Here is an 18,274-nt window from a genome sequence, read left to right on the forward strand (position 1 = left end):
CCAGGGGGGCGCCCCCCTGGGCTAACGAGCCCTCTTGCGCTTTTGGAAGGGGAGGTAGCCGTCGGCGCGGCGGGTGCGGGCGAGGAGGCCGGTGGACTCGACGGCGAGGATGCGGTCGAAGCGGAAGGCGCGGACGCCGCGGCGCATCCGGCACCAGCCGACGAGGTACCAGTGGTCGCGGTGGACGAGGCAGGTGACGGGCTCGACCTCACGGATCGTGACGTTGGCGCCGGCGTCGCCGTAGCAGAGCCGGACGACGCGGTGCTCGGTGATCGCGGCGGCGATCACGCGGGCGCGGTCGGAGGTGGGGGCGTCGAGCGGCGTGGTGAGGGTGGCGAGCGTGGTGGTGACCACGTCGTCGTGGGGGGCCGCGTCGAGGAGGGTGTGCAGGGCGCGGCGGGCGGTGGTGGCCTGCGGGCCGGCGCCGAGGTGCGCGAGCGAGAGCGCGAGAGCGGCGATCTCCGCCGCGGTCAGCGGGGCGGTCGCGGTGGTGTCGGGCTGAGGGTGCGTCGCAACGTTCGCCATGGTTCGATCATACGTTCGAACACTGACATTGTGGAGGCCTCCGGGACGCTCTGATCGAGTCACGTGACTCAGCCCGGGGTCACGGAGGGCGATGATCGGCTGCGCAGTTGAGAAGGCGACCTTCGATGGTGAAAACTTGGGCTCCAAAACGTGCTCTATTTGGGGGAATCGGGGCGAACATGGGCCGACCGTGGACCGGCGTTGAGTGACGCGCGGGTGGGCCGGCCCCCGATGAGCCGAGACGAGGCGGACCGCGCGCTGGCGCGGCTCCGCGACGAGCGGGAGCGCATCAGCGCGGCGTTGCTCGAACTTGAGGCCCACCAGGGCTACCAGTTGCTGGAGGGGGCGGCGCTGGACGGGGAGACGCGGCGCGTGCAGTCGGAGGTGCGGGCGGGCCTGGGCTCGCTGTGGGCGCTGTTCGACGTGTACGGGCGCGTCCTCGGCGCGGCGGAGGAGCTCCGGGCCCGCCATTCCAAGCCCGGGCAGACGCAGCTCAAGGAGCTGACCTGGCTGCTCGCGGGCCCGTCGGTGGAGCTTCCGGCCGAGGAGGTGCCGCTGGAGCGGCGGACGCTGCTGTCCGTCCCGTCCGGCGAGAAGCTGACCTTGCGGGCGGCGGTGGAGCGGATGACGCCGCTGTACGAGGAGGCCGCGCGGGCGGTCGCGGCGCTGGACACGGTCTGGTCGGCGCTGCTGTCGCGGCTCGCCGAGGTGGAGGCGGAGCGGCGGGCGGCGGAGGAACTGCTGGGGTCCCTGGGCGGGGCTGAGCCGAAGCTCGACCGGCTCCGCGCCGATCTCGCCGCCGTCGCCGCCGTCGTGCGGAGCGACCCGATGGCGCTGGCGCGCGACGGCCGCGCCGACACCGGGCGGCTGGACGCGATCCGGACGGGCCTCGCCGAGGTGCGCCGCGGCCTGGCGGAGGCGGAGCGGCTGCGGGACGGGTTCGCCGACCGGCTCCGCGGCGTCGCGGCCGTCCTGGAGCGGCTGCGCGGGACGGAGGCGGAGGCCCGCCGGGTCCGGGACGAGGTCCTCGCCAAGATCGCCAAGCCGACGCTGCCCGACCTGCCCGAGCTGTCCGCCGCCCTGGCCGACCGGCTCGCCGCGGTGGCCCGTCCGGCGCACGGCGCCGCCTGGAGCGACCTGGCGGAGCGGGTCGCCGCACTGGAGCGGGCGGCGAACGACGCGCTGGAACGCGCGCGGGAGGCCACCGGCGTGATCCGCGGCCTGCTGGACCGGCGCGAGGAGCTGCGCGGGCGGCTGGAGGGGTACCGCGTGAAGGCTGCGAGACTCGGTCACGCCGAGGACACCGAGCTGGCCCGGATGTACGAGCAGGCCCGCGAGCTGCTGTGGACGTCCCCCTGTGATCTGCGAAAGGCGACCGTGACTCTGTCGGGATACCAGCAGGCCATCAACGCGCGGGCGAAGGGAGTGGAACGATGAGCCAGTGCACGGAGCCGGGCTGTACCGGGACCATTGACGGCGGATACTGCGTCCTATGCGGCGTGGCCGCCCCGTCCGGCCCGCCGCCCGCGTCGTCTGGGGCGCGGCTGGCCTCGTCCAGCCCGGCGGCCGCGTCGTCCGGTCCGGCGGCCGCCTCCACCGGGGCCCCGCCCGCGCCGAACGCGTGCGCGCAGCCCGGCTGCACCGGGACGATCACGGACGGCTACTGCGACGTCTGCGGCAATCCACCGGCGAGCCCCCCGGGCGCCCCCGGTGTGCCGGCCCCGCGGGCGCCGGTCGCCCTGGCCCCCGACGCGTGCCGCATGCCCGACTGCACCGGCACGATCATGGACGGCTACTGCGACGTGTGCGGCTCCCCGCCCGCGCACACGACGCTCACCGCACGCGCGGGCGCGTCCGGCCGCTCGGGCTCGGGCGGGACGGTCGGCAGCACCAGCACGGGCAGCACCCGCACGGGGTCGGCGCGCTCGTCCGGCCGCCGCGGGATGCTCGGCGCGGGGCTGGTCGAGGTGCCGCGCGTCGTGTCCCGGGACCCGTCCACCGCGGTGATGAGCGATCCGCAGGTCGCCGAGGGCAAGCGCTTCTGCAGCGGCTGCGACCATCCGGTCGGCCGGGGACGCGGCGGGCAGCCCGGCCGCACCGAGGGGTTCTGCCCGAAATGCGGCGCCAGGTTCTCGTTCACGCCGAAGCTCGGCCAGGGCGACCTCGTCGGCGGGCAGTACGACGTGCTCGGCTGCCTCGCGCACGGCGGCCTCGGCTGGATCTACCTCGCCGTGGACCGGAACGTCAGCGACCGGTGGGTGGTCCTCAAGGGCCTGCTGGACAGCGGCGACGCCGACGCCATGCGGGCCGCGGCGGCCGAGCGCGCGTTCCTCGCCAAGGTCGAGCACCCCAACATCGTCAAGATCTACAACTTCGTCCAGCACGACGGCGACGGCTACATCGTCATGGAGTACGTGGGCGGCGAGTCGCTCAAGGACATCCTCCTCCAGCAGCCGCAGCCCTCGGGCGAGAAGCACCTCCCGCTCGCGCAGGCCATCGCGTACGGACTCGAGGTGCTGCGCGCGTTCGAGTACCTGCACGCGCAGGGCCTGGTCTACTGCGACTTCAAGCCGGACAACGTGATCCAGTCCGAGGAGCAGCTCCGGCTGATCGACCTCGGCGGCGTCCGGCGGCTGGACGACCCGGGCGGCGCCATCTACGGCACGGTCGGCTACCAGGCACCGGAGATCGCCGACGACGGGCCCTCGATCTCGTCCGACCTGTACACGGTCGGGCGGGCGCTGGCCGTGCTGAGCTTCCCGTTCCGCGGCTTCACCAGGACGTTCACGAACTCGCTGCCGGAGCGCTCGCAGGTGCCCGTGCTCCAGCGGTTCGAGTCGTTCGACCGCTTCCTGCGCCGGGCGACGCACAACGACCCGGCGCAGCGGTTCCAGGACGCCGGGGAGATGGCGGAGCAGCTCACCGGCGTGCTGCGGGAGGTCCTGGCCGCCGAGGACGGCGCGCCGCGTCCCGCCGCGTCCGGGCTGTTCGGCCCGGAGCGGTTCGCGCCGCGGATGGCGGGCGGCGAGTCGGGCGAGACGGCGCTGCCGCCCGTCCCGCCCGCGGTGGCCGCGGCGTCGCTGCCGGTGCCGCTGGTGGACGCCGCCGACCCGGCCGCCGCGTTCGTCTCGGACCTCGGCGCGCTGGAGCCCGAGCAGGTCGTGGCGGCGGCGAAGAACGCGCCCGAGGTCACGCGCGAGGTGCGGCTGGCGCTCGCCCGCGTGAAGATCGAGCTGGACGCGCACGCCGAGGCGGGGCAGCTGCTGGACGAGCTCGACGCCGAGCAGCCCGGCGACTGGCGGGTCGGCTGGTACCGCGCCGTCGGGCTCCTCGCGCAGGGCCGGGTGGCCGAGGCCGATCCCTGGTTCGACCGGCTGTACGGGCTGCTGCCCGGCGAGGCGGCGCCGAAGCTGGCCCTCGCCTACTGCCGGGAGCGGACGGCGCCGCGGGAGGCCGTCCGCCTGTACGAGATGGTGTGGCGCACGGACCAGAGCTACCTCAACGCGGCGTTCGGCCTGGCCCGCGTCCATCTGGCGGCGGGCGACCGGGCGGCGGCGGTCGCCGCGCTCGACTCGGTCCCGAAGATCTCGATCCGGTACCTGCCCGCGCAGGTCGCGGCGGTCGCGACGGTGGTGCGCGGGCGCACCCCCGCGAACCTCACGGCGGCCGAGCTGGTCGCGGCCGGCGACCGGCTCACCGCCCTCGACCTGGACGGGGAGCGCCGCGACCGGCTGGCCGCCGAGGTGCTGGAGGCCGCTCTCGACTGGCTCCTTGACGGGCCGGGCGCGGCGAGCGGGACGCGGGGCGGCGCCGTCCTCGGGACACCGCTCGCGGAGACGCAGCTGCGCCGCCTGCTGGAGTCGACGTACCGGGAGCTGGCCCGGCGCACCCGGGACCGGGACGAATGCCGCCGGTTCGTCGACTCCGCCAACGCCGTCCGCCCGAGGACGCTGCTGTGACCGGCGACCAGCACGCGGCGAAGGCCGCGGAGCTCTCCTGCCCCGCGTGCGGCGAGATCGTGTACGCGGGCGAGGTCTTCTGCGAGGAGTGCGGGCACCGCCTCGCCGACGCCGCGCCCGCCGCCGCGCCTGCGGCCCCGCCCGGCGCGGCGCCGGCCGAGGCGGGCACGGCGGGACGTCCGGACGCGACGATCAAGCAGAGCTCGTCCTCGCTCCCGGCGCGCCGCCGGGCGCCCGCGGGCCCCTGCACGGGCTGCGCCGCGACGGAGATCGACGCGGACGGCTACTGCGAGTCCTGCGGGCTGCGCCAGCCCGCCGAACGCGACCACATCGAGATCGAGATCCCGGCCGCCGGGACCGCGGGCGGGGCCGTGAACGGGACCCGTCCGGTGGTCGCGGCGGGCGCGAGCGACCGCGGACGCCGCTACAGCCGCAACGAGGACGCCATCGCCATCGCCGTCCACTCCGCCGGGGTCGCGGCCGTGGTGTCGGACGGCGTCGGCTCGTCGCAGCGTCCCGACGACGCGTCCCGCACGGCCGCCGAGACGGGCGCCGCCGAGCTGGTCGCGCGCCTCGACTCCGGCGACGACCCCGAGGCCGCCACCCGTGCCGCCGCGTTGAAGGCCGCCGAGGCCGTCGCCGCGCTGAGCATGTCCTCGACGGACGCGCCGTCGTGCACGTACGTGTCGGCGGTGACGCGGGGCACGGCGGTCACGGTCGGGTGGATCGGCGACAGCCGCGCCTACTGGCTGTCCGCGGACGGCGCCGTCGACCCCGGCGAGGACGGAACCCCTCCGGACCCCGACGCCGCCTACCCGGACGACGCGGAGGTGAGCACCGGCGACATGGCGGAGCTCGGCCCGTCCCGCAGGCTCACCGACGACGACTCGTGGGCCGCGTTCATGGTCGCCGAGGGCTCGCTGACCGAGGCGGAGGCCGAGGAGCACCCGAACGCGCACGTCATCACGGCCTGGCTGGGCGCGGACGCCGGGGAGGTCAGCCCGCACGTCGCGTCGTTCCGTCCGGCGGGCCCCGGCACGCTGCTGGTGTGCAGCGACGGCCTCTGGAACTACTTCCCGGCGGCCCGCGACCTCGCGGCCCTCCTGGCCGCCGGCCCCGGCCAAACGACCGCCCCGGGCGGCACGGCCGGAGCCCCGGGCACCGCGACCGGAGCCCCAGGCGGCGCGGCCGCACCCGCCGGATCGGAGGGCGCGGGCGGCGCGCCGCCGGATCCGGGGCACGACCCGGCGGCCGATCCGCTCGGCGTCGCGCGGACGCTGGTCCGCCACGCGCTGGACGCGGGCGGCCGGGACAACATCACCGTCGCCGTCATCCCGCTTCCGTCCCCCGCCGCCCCGCAGAGCCGCATCCACGAGAGCACGACGCAGAGCACGGAGCAGCCCCGATGAGCGAGCAGCCGCAATTCACCGTCAAGATCGACCAGAACAAGTTCCTGCCCGAGGACGGCCGCGAGGTGCACGCCATCGTGTCCGTGGAGGCCACGGCCGCCGAGGGGGCCGCCGCGGGGGCCGTGGCGGCGGTCCCGTCGTCGACCAGGGCGTCCGAGGTCATCATCATCGACACCTCCGGGTCGATGTCCTATCCCGACACGAAGCTGCGCGCGGCGGTCGCGGCCGCGAAGGTGGCGATCGACACGCTGCGCGACGGCGTCGAGTTCGCGGTGATCTCCGGCTCCAACACGGCGGAGATGGTCTTCCCGGCGCGGCCGGGCCTGGTCGCCGCGTCTCCGCAGAGCCGCGAGCAGGCCAAGATCGCGCTGAACAAGCTGAAGGCGTCCGGCGGCACCGCGATCGGCTCGTGGCTGCGGCTCGCCGACGAACTGTTCGGCCAGGACCAGGGCGGCCTCCGGCACGCGATCCTGCTGACCGACGGCAAGAACCAGCACGAGACGGCCGAGGAGCTCGACGCCGTCCTGTTCCGCTGCGACGGCCGGTTCGTGTGCGACTGCCGCGGCGTCGGCACCGACTGGGAGGTCGCCGAGCTGCGCAAGATCGCGTCCGCGCTGCTCGGCAGCGTCGACATCGTCGCCGACCCCGCCGGTCTGGAGGCCGACTTCCGGGCGATGACGGAGGCGGCGATGGGCAAGTCCGTCGCCGACGTCGCGCTCCGCGTGTGGACGCCGCAGACGGCGTCGCTGCGGTTCGTCAAGCAGGTCCTCCCGTCGGTGGAGGACCTCACCGGCAAGCGCGTCGAGGCCGGGCCGCAGGCCGGCGACTACCCGCTCGGCGCGTGGGGCGCCGAGAGCCGCGACTACCACGTCTGCGTGGAGGTACCGCCCGGCGACGTCGGGAAGGAGCTGCGCGCCGCGTGGGTGAAGCTCGTCGTCCCCGGCGCGCCCGGCGAGGAGGCGCAGGTCCTCGCCAGCGGGAACGTCCTGGCCCAGTGGACGGACGACGAGGCCCGCTCCACCAGGATCAACGCGCGGGTGGCGCACTACACCGGGCAGGCCGAGCTCGCCGCCGCCATCCAGGAGGGCCTCCAGGCCCGCAAGGACGGCGACCTCGACACCGCGACCGCGCGGCTCGGCCGGGCCGTGGTGCTGGCGAACGAGGCCGGCAACGACGAGATCACCTCGATGCTGCGCCGGGTCGTGGACGTCGTCGACCTGGAGTCCGGCACCGTCCGGCTGAAGCGCAACGTCGACAAGGCCCACGAGATGGAGCTCGACACCCGCTCCAGCAAGACCGTCCGGACGCGCAAGGACGAGACGGTCACCACCCGGCGGGGCGAGGGCTGAGCATGGCGAGCTGCCCCAACGGACACACCTCGCAGGCGTCCGACTACTGCGACGTCTGCGGCGAGCGCATCGGACCGTCCTCCCCCGCCTCCCCGTCCGGCGGGGGCTCGGGCGCGTCCGGTCCGCAAGGCACCGCGGCCCTGCAGTCCCTTCAAGGCGGCGGGCGCGGCCAGGGCGGCGGGCCGACGCCGTGCCCCGACTGCGGGACGCCCGGCAGCGACCGCTTCTGCGAGGCGTGCGGCTACGACTTCGCCACGGGCGGCGGCAAACCGACGCCGCGCACGGCCCCGGCGAACCCGTCTCCGCCCCTTCCTCCGACTCCGGCGCCGCCCGGGTCGTCCCCCACGCCGTCGCCGTCGCCGTCGTCCACGCCCACTCCGGCGCCTGTCCCCGGGCCGTCGGAACCGAGGCCCGCGACACCGGAATCCCCCGTCCCCGCCCCGCCCGGCCCCAGCACAGCCACCACAGGCGCCACTCCGGCCACACCCGGAACAGCAGGCACAACGGGCGCGGCAGGCGTGGCGGGCGCGACAGGGGACCCCAGGACGCTCTGGACGGCGATAGTGACGGCCGACCGCGACTACTACAACACGGTCATCGCCGAAGAGGGCCCCGACTCGGCAGCCCTCACGTTCCCGCCGTACGCGCCCGAACGGCGGATCCCGCTCGCCGGGACGCAGATCCGCATCGGACGGCGCAGCTCCTCGCAGCCGTCCCCGCCCGAGATCGACCTGCGGGAGCCGCCCGAGGACCCGGGCATCTCGCACGTCCACGCGGTCCTGCTCGCCAAGCCGGACGGCACCTGGACGATCGTCGACCCCGGCTCCACCAACGGGACCTGCATGAACGGGTCCATCGATCCGATACCGAACAACGTGGAGGTCCCGGTGGCCGAGGGCGACCGGATCCACGTGGGCGCCTGGACCACCATCAGGCTCATCCGAGGCGAGGCGACATGACGGCCGTCGAGCAGGCTCCAGCGGCGGGACAGCCCGCCTCCTCCCCGCAGGCGCACCCGCGGGAGCGGGCGGCCCCGCCCGCGCGGCGGCGTCCCGCCGGACGGCTCTGGCGAACGCCCGAGACGCCCCCGACCGGCGTCGCGCGCCTCGTGCCCCGCACCGTCGCGGCCCGCATCCGGACGCTGACGGCGCTCGCGGCCGTCCTGCTCGTGGCGCTGCTGGCCGTGTCCTGGTGGGCGATCGCGAACGCCCGCGAGGGCGTCCGGGTGATCGGGCACGACGCGGGCCCGCAGGTCGTCGCGACCGGCGACCTGTACTTCCAGCTCACCGACATGGACGCGCAGCTCGCCAACGCGCTGCTGATCGGCGGCGCGGCGGGCGGCGGCCGCGACCAGGCCCTCGCCCGCTACAACGAGAACCGGGAGAAGGCGGGCGACGCGCTGCTCAAGGCCGCGAAGCTCGCCGACGAGCGGACCGAGGACAACACCGCCCGCGACGTCCTCGACGCGCTCGGCCGCTACGAGCGGCTCGCCGGGCAGGCGCTGATGCTGGACCAGCAGTCCGGGCACGCGTCCGGGCCGCCGTCGCAGCGGGTCATCGACCTGTACCGGCAGGCGACGGACCTGATGAAGCTGGACCTGCTGCCCAAGGCGTACAACCTGACGCTCGACAACGGCACCCTCGTCCGGCACACGTACGAGGAGAAGCGCTCCGCCGTCCTCACCGGCCGGACCTGGATCCTCGTCACCGGTCTGGCGCTCCTCGCCGTCCTCGTCGCCTTCCAGCTGTTCCTGGCCAGCCGCTTCCGCCGGCTCCTGAACGTGCCGCTGGCGGCGGCCACGCTCGGCACGTTCGTCCTGGTCGTGGCCGGGACCGCGATGCTGTCCGGGCAGGCGGACCATCTCCGCAATGCCAAGGAGGAGGGTTTCGACTCCATCCTGGCCCTTTCCCGGACGCGCGCCATCAGCAACAGCGCCGCCGCCGACGAGACCCGCTTCCTGCTGGACCCCGGACGTGCCGATGCCTACGAGCAGGTCTATCTGAGCAAGTCCCAGACCGTCCTGTACCTGAAGGCCGGGAACCTGACCGAGTACAACACGGCCGTCCAGAAGAGCCTGGCGTTCGAGCCGGGACGCGCGCCGTTCCTCGGTTTCCTGGGCACGGAGGCCAACCGCCCCACCGAGTCGGACGCCCGGCAGGCGCAGATGGTGGACGCGCTGAACAAAATCCTGAAGGACTACCAGAAGGTCCAGTCGAACGACCGGCAGATGCGGAACCTCGTCCACGGCGGTAAGCGCGCCGAGGCCGTCGCCGGGCGCGGCACGTCCGCCGCCGATTTCACCGAGTACGACCGGTCGCTGCAGTCGCTGGCCCGCATCCACCAGAAGGCGTTCGACGAGGCCGTGGACGACGGCGACGGCGGCACGCGCGGCTGGTACGCCGTCCTGCCGATCGCGGGCGTCGTCATCGCGCTGCTCGTGTTCGTCGGCGTCCGCCCCCGCCTGGCGGAGTACCGGTGGTCGAAGTGACGCGGCCCCCACTGCGCCGCCTCCCGCCGAGCCACAGCACCGCACCGCCCCCGCCGCCGCAGGGCCCCCGCACCACCACAGCCCGACCACGCCACCCCCGGACCGTGCCAACTCCACCGCAGACCCGCACCGCAACACCCCAGCCACACGCAACACCCCAGCTATGGGCGACAACTCGGCTCCACGCAATGGCCCGGCTATGCGCGACAGCCCGGCTCCACGCAATAGCCCGGCTACACGCAGCCGCCCCGCTGCGCGCGGTCGCCCCGTTGCGCGCGACGGCCCGGCTGCGGCGCGCGGCGACGGCGCTCGTGGCGGCAACGGCGGTCCTGTCGGCGGGCACGGCCTGCGGCATCGCGGACGCCCGCGAGAACTCCGTCGCCGTCAAGGACACGCTCGTCATCGGCGTCAACGCCGACCAGCCGGGCGTAGGCGAGCGCACAGCAGGCGGCTCGTACACGGGCTTCGACATCGACATCGCCAAGGAGATCGCCGAGCGGCTCGGCGTCGCCCCCGCGAACCTGACGTTCAAGCAGGTCGGCTACGCGACCCGCGACAAGATGGTCCAGGACGGCGATGTCGACCTCGTCGTGGCCAGCTACTCCGTCACGCCCGAGCGCAAGGTGAACGTGTCGTTCGCGGGCCCGTACTACGTCGCCCACCAGGACGTCCTCGTCCGCGCGTCCGACGCCGCCAAGATCCGGAGCATCCACGACCTGAAGGGGCGGCGGCTCTGCAAGGTGCCCGGCTCGGTGTCGTTCCCGCGCGTCCACGACGAGCAGGGCGTCGCGGCGCTGCCCGTCGAGGCGGACGGCTACGCGCAGTGCCTCACCGACCTGACGAGCGGCGGGCTGGACGCGGTGTCCACCGACGACCTGATCCTCGCGGGCCTCGCCGCGAAGGCGTCCGGGAGCGGCCACGACCTCAGGATCGTGAACGCGCCGTTCACCGACGAGCCGTACGGCATCGCCATCAGGAAGTCCGACGTGGAGGGCTGCGAGGCCGTCAACAAGGCCGTCACCGAGATGTACCAGGACGGCACCGCTCCCGAACTGCTGAAGAAATGGTTCGGTCCCGTCGGACTTAAGGTCACCACGACCGTGCCGCAATTCGAGGGCTGCGTGTGACATTCGTGACCGAGAGCGAAACGGCGGTTACGGAATGGCGCGAGAAGGGCAGGTGAGACCGGCTGGTCACTGAGATCAGTCGGTTACGTAAGTGCCCATCGGCGCGCGCGATCGTAAGTTATGGTCGCGATCAAAACCCGGTCCGGTAATCACCGTCACGTCCGAGGAGTGCCATGACGACGCTCGTCCTGGTCGTGCTGTGCTTCGTGGTGGGGGCGCTCGAACTCTACGCGAGCAAGCAGAGCCGGGACCAGGCGAACGCCTTCTCCCGCCGGATCGAGGAGCTGAACGAGCAGGTCACCAAACAGAACAACGTCCTGGTCACGGTGGGCGAGCAGCTCACCGCCGAACTGTCGCGGGTCAAGCAGGACGTGCTGCCCGCCCTCGACACCCGGCTCCGGCAGAACACCGGACAGGTGGAGGAGCTCGCGGGCCTCGTCCACCAGGCCGACGACTTCCTTCGGACGCAGGCCGGCCGGCTCCGCGACCTCGAACAGCAGCGGATCACGCTCGCGGCGCTGCGCAGGAAGCTGACCGAGGTGGAGACGTCCGTCCGCGCCGTCACCCGCACTGGCGGCGGCGCGGCCGACGGCAGGGTCGACCTCGCCCTCGACCGGCTGGCCGACCTGGAGCGCGGCGGCACGGAGATCCTGGAGCTCCAGCGCACCCTCACCCGCACCCTGGAGGACGTCGAGGACGTCGTCGCCGAACTGCTGCGGTTCACCGAGGGCGAGCTGGACGACACCGTCACGGCCGCGCTCACCGGCCGTCCCCGCACCCACGGCGACGCCGTCACCGCCACCGGGCGCCTCTGGACGCGCGACGAGCAGCTCGACGACATCCTCAGCGAAATGTACGAGCGCTGCGTGCGGTCGAGCCGGCTGAACGTCCGGTTCCGCACCGCCGAGGGCCCCAACGGCGACGCGCCCGGCTCCCCCGAACGCCGCCGGTACTTCCTCGGCGGCCAGGCCGCCGACGACCTCGCCGGCGCGTTCAGCGCCCTGCTCATCTCGACCGGCGCCGACCTCCCGAGCAACGGCGCCGCCGCCGACGCCAGGCGCGGCCTCGCCCGCGTCGAACCAGGCGTCCCCCCGGGCGTCGAGCCCACCCGTCCTCCCGAGGACGAGGCCGCCCTCAAGGCCCTCCTCCGGACGTTGTCGGAAAGCTCGGGCGCCGTAGCGCAGATAGGCCCGCTCATGGCCGTCCGGACACGCGACGAGCTCCTGTGCGCCGTCCTGACCGCCGCGCAGTCACTGGAACTGGAGAGCGACGAGGTCTTCTGGGACCCGATCGCCGCGACCGTCCGCCTCCGCCGCCTCCCGTCCCACCAACTCTGGGACCTCACCGCCTGGTCAACCCCGTAACCCCCTGAGCCGACGAACCGCAACACTCCACCCTTAAGGCAACGCTCCATGCGACCACGCACCTGAAGACGACGCTCCGCATCCCGACGGACCGTGAAGCAGCACCGAATGCGACGTCGTACCTAAGGACGGAGCTCCATGAAACGCCGCACCGTGAAGCAGCACTCCACACGACGACACACCTTAAGACGACGATCCGTGAGACGCCCCCCATGAGATGGCTCACCATGCGAGGTCGCGCTATGGGGGCGACGGACCGTAAGGCAGCGCCCTATGAGAGGTCGCACCTAAGGACGACACTCCATGCGACGGCGCTCTATGAGCCGACGCTCCCAGCAACGGCACACCTCTAAGCGGCGCGCCTTAAGGCGACCCTCCATAAAACGGCGCACACAAGGCGACGGGCCGTGAGGCAGCGCTCCATGAGCCGACGCACCTTGAGACGACGCTCCATGAGCCGACGCTCCCAGCAACGGCGCACCTTAAAGCGGGCGCACCTTAAGCGGCCGTACCTTAAGGCGACCGTCCATGGAACGGCGCGCCACGAGGCGACGGATCGTAAGGCGGCGCTCCATGCGTCGGCGCACCTTGAGGCGACGATCCGTGAGGCGACGCCCCATGAGATGGCTCACCATGCGAGGGCGCGCCATGGGGCGACGGGCCGTGAGGTGGTGCCCCGTAGGGCGAGGGTCCGGGGAGCGGAGCGCCAAAGGCCCGCACGGTCCGCTCCGCCGGAGTGCCCATGCGCGCGTACAGCGGGCACGTCACGGCTCGCGTCACCGGATCGACCTCCACGCACAGCCCGATCCCGGCCGCCCGGTCGAGGAACACCGCGTTCTCCACCGCCCGCGCACCCCGCACCGCGTACGGGACGGAATCGGCGTCACCGGTGTCGAAGAGCTCCTCGAACGTCAGCCTCCGCGCGAACCGGATCAGCGCGTCCGCGTCCACCACCCGGCTGCCGATCGCCGCCGCCGGGCCGGCGACGACGATGCCGAAACTCGGGTTCTCCCGTCCCCGCACGTAGATCTCCCGGTCCGGCTCCAGCCCCCTGCGCCGATCGGGGATCTGGACACCGAACCCGGCGTCGCCGTTCACGTACGCCGGAGGCCCGAACCCGTCCGCGGTCCCGTCCCGCACTCGCAGCGCCCCCGCCGGCATCTCCCAGCCCGGCAGATACACGCCGAGGCCCCGCAGCAACAGTCGCCATATAGGACGCCTCGTGACCTCCACCGCGAACTCGTCCCGCCGCGTACGCGCGTCCGCCCGCCCGTGCCGCCCCGCCCCAGGCTCCCCAACGGCCTCCATGCAGACAATCATCAGCCGCCGTTTCGCCACCGGCAAGGGCCTCGTCTCTTACCGCACGGCTTCTGCGCCGGCGGCACCGCGTCGGCTACCGTTGAACCACCCGGATCATGACGAGGACGCCGCCGTGAATCTGCAGGACATGATGGTGCAACACGACAGCTCGTCGCGCACCGTCGACAAATACCTGATGTCCTACGAGGGACGTGTCATCGCTGTCCGCCGCCACCCCGCCGTCCTTCTCCTCCCCGTCGCGATCGTCGTCGCCGGGCTCGTCGCCTGCGGCGCGGTCAGCGCGGTCGTCGGTCTCGCGTGGATCTGGTGGCTGTGGCTGGTCGCCCTGGGCTACCTGGTCTGGAAGGTCATCGCCTGGTCGGTGGAGTTCTTCCTGGTCACCGAGCACCGGGTGATGGTGATCAACGGCGTGCTCAACCGCAACGTCGCGATGATGCCGCTGGCCAAGGTCACCGACATCGCCCTGAACCGCTCCATGATCGGACGGATCCTCGGGTACGGCGAGTTCGTGATGGAGTCCGCCGGCCAGAAGCAGGCGCTCCGCAACGTCGGTTTCATGCCGTACCCGGAGCAGCTGTACCTGGAGGTCTCGTCCGTCATCTTCGGCACCATCGACGAATCCCCCGACTAAAACCGACCGGCCTCCAACCAGCCCGCCCCCACTCTCCCCCTCGGGCACCAGGATGTGCCCACCACCGGCGCCCCCCCACCACCTATGGCCACGTCACCCAGACGGCCTCCCAGCGCCACAGCCCCACCCCACCACGCCCACAAACCACCGGGCTGGTTCCACTCCCCCAATGCCGAGTCCCGCGAAGCCGGAAACGACTCAACACCGTCCCGACCTCGTCCCGTACCGTCCCGGTCCCGTCGCCGTGGCCGTCGTAGTCGCCGTCGCCGTGGCCGTCTCGGTCACCGTGGCCGTGTGGCCAGCCTCGGGCACCATCGCGATGCCTGACCGGTACTGAGGTGACGAGGCGGTCGACCTCTCTGAGACCACCGTCCGGCAACGCGTCCGGACGCTCCCGAACCCAACGTCCTGCTGACGATCGTCGACGTCACCACCCCGCCAATGGTCGTCTTCTCCCACCCCATGGCGATCGGCGTGAAACGCAAGGGCAACCTGGAGAAGCCAGCCGAAACGAAATCAACGAGACCGCCATCCCCCTCCCGCCCGCCCTCCCAACTCTTCGGCCGCATCCGCACCACCCCGATGTCATCTCCGTCGAAAGCTTTGTCCACCTCAAACCGAACAAACAGGCCTGCGACTGGGGCGCCCGCCGACTCCTCCAAGCAGCCGCCGATTCTCGTTCTCAATGAGGATGTCCCGGCGACACCTTCCGGCGTACTTTTAGATGCCGTAAGGAAGGAGACCGGCCATGTCTGAGTCGGTTCGCCAGAACCTTCCCGCCGCCGACGACCACGTCACCCTCCGCCCCTCCGCGGATCAGCTCCTCGTGATTCGCAAGGCGGCCGAGCTGATCGGTTGGACGGTCACCGACTTCGTCCTGTCCGCCGCCCTAGACCGGGCCGAACGGGACCTCTACGAACACGCCGCCGCGTTAGAAGCGACCACCCCCGCCGAAACAGACCCGACAGGCCCCTTCACGGCCCTCCTCCTGGCCCTGACCTGACCGCACCCTCGCCGAGCCATGCACGAACCATTAAACGCGAGATCACAGCGGTAATGCGCTCACGGCCTTCCTGCCGCCCCGGCCCCGCGCACCGTTGGACGCGCCGACCCCCGCGGCCCTCGCCGCCGTCTGGCACACCCGGCACCCGCCCTCGGCCCTCGACCGACACCCCCATCGACAGGAACCACCGGGCGACCAGCTCCACCCCGACGAAACGCCCCACCAGCCAGCCGTCCACGAACCACACGAGGAAAGCGGCCTCCACCTCCCCGCCCTCGCCTCACCCTCGCCGGCTACGGCCGCTTCCACCTGACCGATCCGCCCCACGACGAAATACGCAGCCGTCTTCACGGCCCGCGTCGCCACCCGCCACACCGCCTTCGTCCCCAACGAAGAGATCAGCGCAATCCATTGGTGGGACGCGAGCCCCCGGCACCCCACGACGCCCAGATCCCCGACACGACCCTGGCCCTGCCCTGCAAGTCAGGTGAGGCCTTCGGACAAACGCGCGGCATAGGCCGCCGCCTCCTCATCGGAGTCATATTTCTGCCGCGGCCAGAAGAACCCGCGCAGCCCGTCCTTCCGATTACGCGGAACCACATGCACGTGCAGATGCGGGACGCTCTGACTGACCCGGTTGTTCATCGCCACGAACGACCCGGCCGCGCCGAGCACCGACTCCATCGCTCCGGCAAGGCGCTGCGCATGCCCGAAGAACGGCCCCAGAAACTCGCCGGGCAGGTCCGTGAGCGTCTCATAATGGGCCCGGGGTATCAGCAGCGTGTGCCCCTTGAACAGCGGCCGCGCATCCAGAAACGCCACCACGTCCGGCGCGTCCATCACGACATGCGCGTCCCGCTTCCCCTCGACGATCTCGCAGAACACACAACCCTGGCGAGCTCCACCCATCCCGACCACTCTCCTCCCGCAAACCCCCACACCTATCACCTCCCACCCACAGAACCGACCACGACTTTGGCGGTGATGCCGGAGGAGGTGACGTAGGTGACGGCCATGGCAACGGCGGCGACAGGCTCCAACCGGGCAGAAGCACAGCGCACCCCCGCCGACCTTTCACCTCACGGACTTACTCGATCTGCTGACACCCCAGGAGCGCGGCGATGGCACCAGAGGCGGGCGTTGCGGGCACGCGGTGACTGCGGGCGCGTGGTCAGCGTCGGGTTCGGACGCCGTCCACGTGCCGGGCTAACGCGGCTCTTAGGGACCGGGCGCTAGCGTGCCGGTTTCATGCGGTTGGAGAGTGTCGCCTTTCGCTACCACCGGAGGGATCCCTGGGTGCTCAGGGATGTCACGTTGTCATTGCCTCCCGGCGGCGTGATCGAAGTGACAGGACGCAACGGTGCAGGGAAGTCCACTCTTCTGCGTGTGATCGCCGGTCTGCGCAGCCCGCGCAAGGGCACCCTCAAGGAGCGACCCAGCCGCGTCGGATACGCCCCTGAGCGTTTCCCAGTGGATCAGCCGTTCACCGTCCGCAGCTACCTGGGGCACATGGCCGCGATTCGCCGAGTTTCCACGGATTCCGTCGGGACCTGGGCAGAGCGACTCGGTTTTGAGCACCTCCTCAATGTGCGGCTTCCGGAATTGTCGAAGGGCAGTGCGCAGAAGGTCGGACTCGCGCAGGCGTTCATGGACACCCCGGGCCTTCTCATCCTGGACGAGCCTTTCGCCGGGCTCGACGCGGCCACGCGTGCGGCCCTGCCCGCTCTCCTCTCCGAATTCGCGGCCGAAGGCGCCATCGTGGTCGTCAGCGACCACCAGCGCTGCATCGAGACCCTCCCGGGCGTCGACCGTCTACGCGTAGCCAACGGCACAGTCACCCCTCACCCATCCAGAACAACCGACGAAACCACGACCCACTACCCATCGAAAACGACCACCGGACCGACGACCCACCACCCATCCGAACCCACCGAAAGAACGGTCACTCCCCACCCACCCGAAACAACCCACGGGACAGCGAACCCCCACCCATCCGAAACCACTGACAGCACGGCGACCCACCACCCGGCCAAAACGACCAACCTGACCGTGACCCCCCACCCATCCGAAACAACCGACCAGACGGCGACCCTTCTCCCGCCCGAAACAACCCACGGGACGGCGAACCCCCACCCGCCCGGAACAACCGACATGACCGTGACCCCTCACCCGCCCGAAACAACCGATGGGACGGCGACCCACCTCCCGCCCGGAACAACCCACGGGGTGACGACCCACCTCCCGCCCGGAACGATCGACGGGGTGGCGACCGGCCTGCCGTCCGAGGCGACCGGCTGGGTCGTTCTGGAGGTCGAGGTTCCCGAGGACGAGGCCGACACGGTGGAGACCAAGTTGCGGGCGGACGGCTACCGGGTGCGGAGGCCGAAGCGGTGATCGCGCTCGTCAGGTTCCAGGTCGCGGGCTACGTCCGTTCGCTGCGCGTCCTGCACCCCCTGATCGTCGTGGCACTGGTGGTGACGCTGGTGCTCATCCAGGGACCCAGCGGGCCGGACGCCGACGATCTCGCCGTTGGGACGTTCGGGGACGTGGCGGCGTTCATGTTCCCGGTCTGGGCGTGGGCGGCGCGCGCCCTCCTCGACACGCAGCCGGACGAGCAACGCGCGCTGACGGCCACCGCGGCACGCCGCCGCTCCACGCCGACCTGGGCGGGACTGCTCTCCGCCTATGGCGTGAACGTCTGCCTGGGCGTCGTCGCATTGGCTGTTCCTCTCCTCCAGGCAATTCAGGTAGGTGCGCCCGGGCGGGCGGTCTTGGCGGGCTGTGCGCTGAACCTCCTCGCCGCCGTGCCCGGCACGCTGCTCGGCGCATGGACGAGCCGGGCGGTGATCCCCGACCCAGGCGTTTCGCTGCTCGCACTCCTCAGTGCCGCCACCGCGTTCGCGCTCCTCGGCATCGGAAGGCTCGCCTGGCTGTCCGTCCCGATGATCGAGTGGCTCCGCGCCGCACACGACGGCGCCGGCGAGTTCACCGCGCGGTTTCCGGACATCGCCCTCCACTTGGCCCTGTGGTCCGCACTCGTCGGCACGGCCTATGTCGTCCTAGCCCACCGCCGCTCCTGACCCGTCCCGAACCCGCCCG

At 72.2% G+C, this 18,274-nt stretch carries 16 protein-coding genes; 13 read left to right on the top strand and 3 right to left on the bottom strand.

The window, feature by feature from the left end; genetic code table 11:
- Nucleotides 1–21 precede the first annotated feature (21 nt).
- Nucleotides 22–525 carry a helix-turn-helix transcriptional regulator gene (locus ACH34T_RS42725; RefSeq protein WP_396026741.1) on the bottom strand — a complete coding sequence of 168 codons (504 nt, stop codon included), beginning with the start codon at nt 523–525 and terminating at the stop codon, nt 22–24.
- 231 nt (nt 526–756) lie between these two features.
- On the opposite strand from ACH34T_RS42725, the gene ACH34T_RS42730 reads away from it, so the two are divergent.
- The 8 genes from ACH34T_RS42730 to ACH34T_RS42765 all read left to right on the top strand — a co-directional run bounded on the left by ACH34T_RS42730 (nt 757) and on the right by ACH34T_RS42765 (nt 12,221).
- Complete coding sequence (locus ACH34T_RS42730; protein ID WP_396026742.1) at nt 757–1,962, top strand: hypothetical protein; 1,206 nt, start codon at nt 757–759, stop codon at nt 1,960–1,962.
- The gene (locus ACH34T_RS42735; protein WP_396026743.1) at nt 1,959–4,484 is read left to right on the top strand and encodes a tetratricopeptide repeat protein; all 2,526 of its coding nucleotides are present in this window, start codon (nt 1,959–1,961) and stop codon (nt 4,482–4,484) included. The genes ACH34T_RS42730 and ACH34T_RS42735 overlap by 4 nt, the downstream gene beginning before the upstream one ends.
- A complete protein-coding gene (locus ACH34T_RS42740; RefSeq protein WP_396026744.1) occupies nt 4,481–5,893 on the top strand; it encodes a PP2C family serine/threonine-protein phosphatase in 1,413 nt (470 codons plus the stop codon). Before ACH34T_RS42735 ends, ACH34T_RS42740 begins: the two co-directional genes overlap by 4 nt.
- The gene (locus ACH34T_RS42745; protein ID WP_396026745.1) at nt 5,890–7,242 is read left to right on the top strand and encodes a VWA domain-containing protein; all 1,353 of its coding nucleotides are present in this window, start codon (nt 5,890–5,892) and stop codon (nt 7,240–7,242) included. The genes ACH34T_RS42740 and ACH34T_RS42745 overlap by 4 nt, the downstream gene beginning before the upstream one ends.
- A 2-nt stretch (nt 7,243–7,244) precedes the next feature.
- Nucleotides 7,245–8,201, top strand: coding sequence for an FHA domain-containing protein (locus ACH34T_RS42750; RefSeq protein WP_396026746.1), 957 nt, complete (start codon nt 7,245–7,247; stop codon nt 8,199–8,201).
- A complete protein-coding gene (locus ACH34T_RS42755; RefSeq protein ID WP_396026747.1) occupies nt 8,198–9,730 on the top strand; it encodes a hypothetical protein in 1,533 nt (510 codons plus the stop codon). The genes ACH34T_RS42750 and ACH34T_RS42755 overlap by 4 nt, the downstream gene beginning before the upstream one ends.
- A gap of 269 nt (nt 9,731–9,999) precedes the next feature.
- Complete coding sequence (locus ACH34T_RS42760) at nt 10,000–10,857, top strand: glutamate ABC transporter substrate-binding protein (RefSeq protein WP_396026748.1); 858 nt, start codon at nt 10,000–10,002, stop codon at nt 10,855–10,857.
- Between the two features lie 173 nt (nt 10,858–11,030).
- Complete coding sequence (locus ACH34T_RS42765) at nt 11,031–12,221, top strand: hypothetical protein (RefSeq protein WP_396026749.1); 1,191 nt, start codon at nt 11,031–11,033, stop codon at nt 12,219–12,221.
- Nucleotides 12,222–12,734: 513 nt separating this feature from the next.
- On the opposite strand, the gene ACH34T_RS42770 is transcribed toward ACH34T_RS42765, so the two are convergent.
- Nucleotides 12,735–13,529, bottom strand: coding sequence for a hypothetical protein (locus tag ACH34T_RS42770; protein WP_396026750.1), 795 nt, complete (start codon nt 13,527–13,529; stop codon nt 12,735–12,737).
- Nucleotides 13,530–13,653: 124 nt separating this feature from the next.
- Between ACH34T_RS42770 and ACH34T_RS42775 the strand changes: the two genes are divergently transcribed.
- From ACH34T_RS42775 to ACH34T_RS42785, 3 genes are all read left to right on the top strand, one after another.
- Complete coding sequence (locus tag ACH34T_RS42775; RefSeq protein WP_396026751.1) at nt 13,654–14,172, top strand: PH domain-containing protein; 519 nt, start codon at nt 13,654–13,656, stop codon at nt 14,170–14,172.
- Nucleotides 14,173–14,341: 169 nt separating this feature from the next.
- The gene (locus tag ACH34T_RS42780) at nt 14,342–14,509 is read left to right on the top strand and encodes a hypothetical protein (protein ID WP_396026752.1); all 168 of its coding nucleotides are present in this window, start codon (nt 14,342–14,344) and stop codon (nt 14,507–14,509) included.
- A 411-nt stretch (nt 14,510–14,920) separates the two neighbouring features.
- Nucleotides 14,921–15,175 (top strand): DUF1778 domain-containing protein, encoded by a 255-nt coding sequence (locus ACH34T_RS42785; RefSeq protein WP_396026753.1) that lies wholly within the window; start codon nt 14,921–14,923, stop codon nt 15,173–15,175.
- A 483-nt stretch (nt 15,176–15,658) separates the two neighbouring features.
- On the opposite strand, the gene ACH34T_RS42790 is transcribed toward ACH34T_RS42785, so the two are convergent.
- Nucleotides 15,659–16,060, bottom strand: a complete 402-nt coding sequence (locus tag ACH34T_RS42790; RefSeq protein WP_396026754.1) for an HIT family protein — start codon at nt 16,058–16,060, stop codon at nt 15,659–15,661.
- A 411-nt stretch (nt 16,061–16,471) separates the two neighbouring features.
- Between ACH34T_RS42790 and ACH34T_RS42795 the strand changes: the two genes are divergently transcribed.
- Both ACH34T_RS42795 and ACH34T_RS42800 read left to right on the top strand, forming a co-directional pair.
- Nucleotides 16,472–17,569, top strand: a complete 1,098-nt coding sequence (locus ACH34T_RS42795; RefSeq protein WP_396026755.1) for an ATP-binding cassette domain-containing protein — start codon at nt 16,472–16,474, stop codon at nt 17,567–17,569.
- Nucleotides 17,566–18,255, top strand: a complete 690-nt coding sequence (locus ACH34T_RS42800; protein WP_396026756.1) for a hypothetical protein — start codon at nt 17,566–17,568, stop codon at nt 18,253–18,255. The genes ACH34T_RS42795 and ACH34T_RS42800 overlap by 4 nt, the downstream gene beginning before the upstream one ends.
- Nucleotides 18,256–18,274: the final 19 nt, after the last annotated feature.

It is taken from the genome of Actinomadura sp. 9N215 (assembly GCF_044326345.1).
In the GTDB taxonomy this organism is placed as follows: domain Bacteria; phylum Actinomycetota; class Actinomycetes; order Streptosporangiales; family Streptosporangiaceae; genus Spirillospora.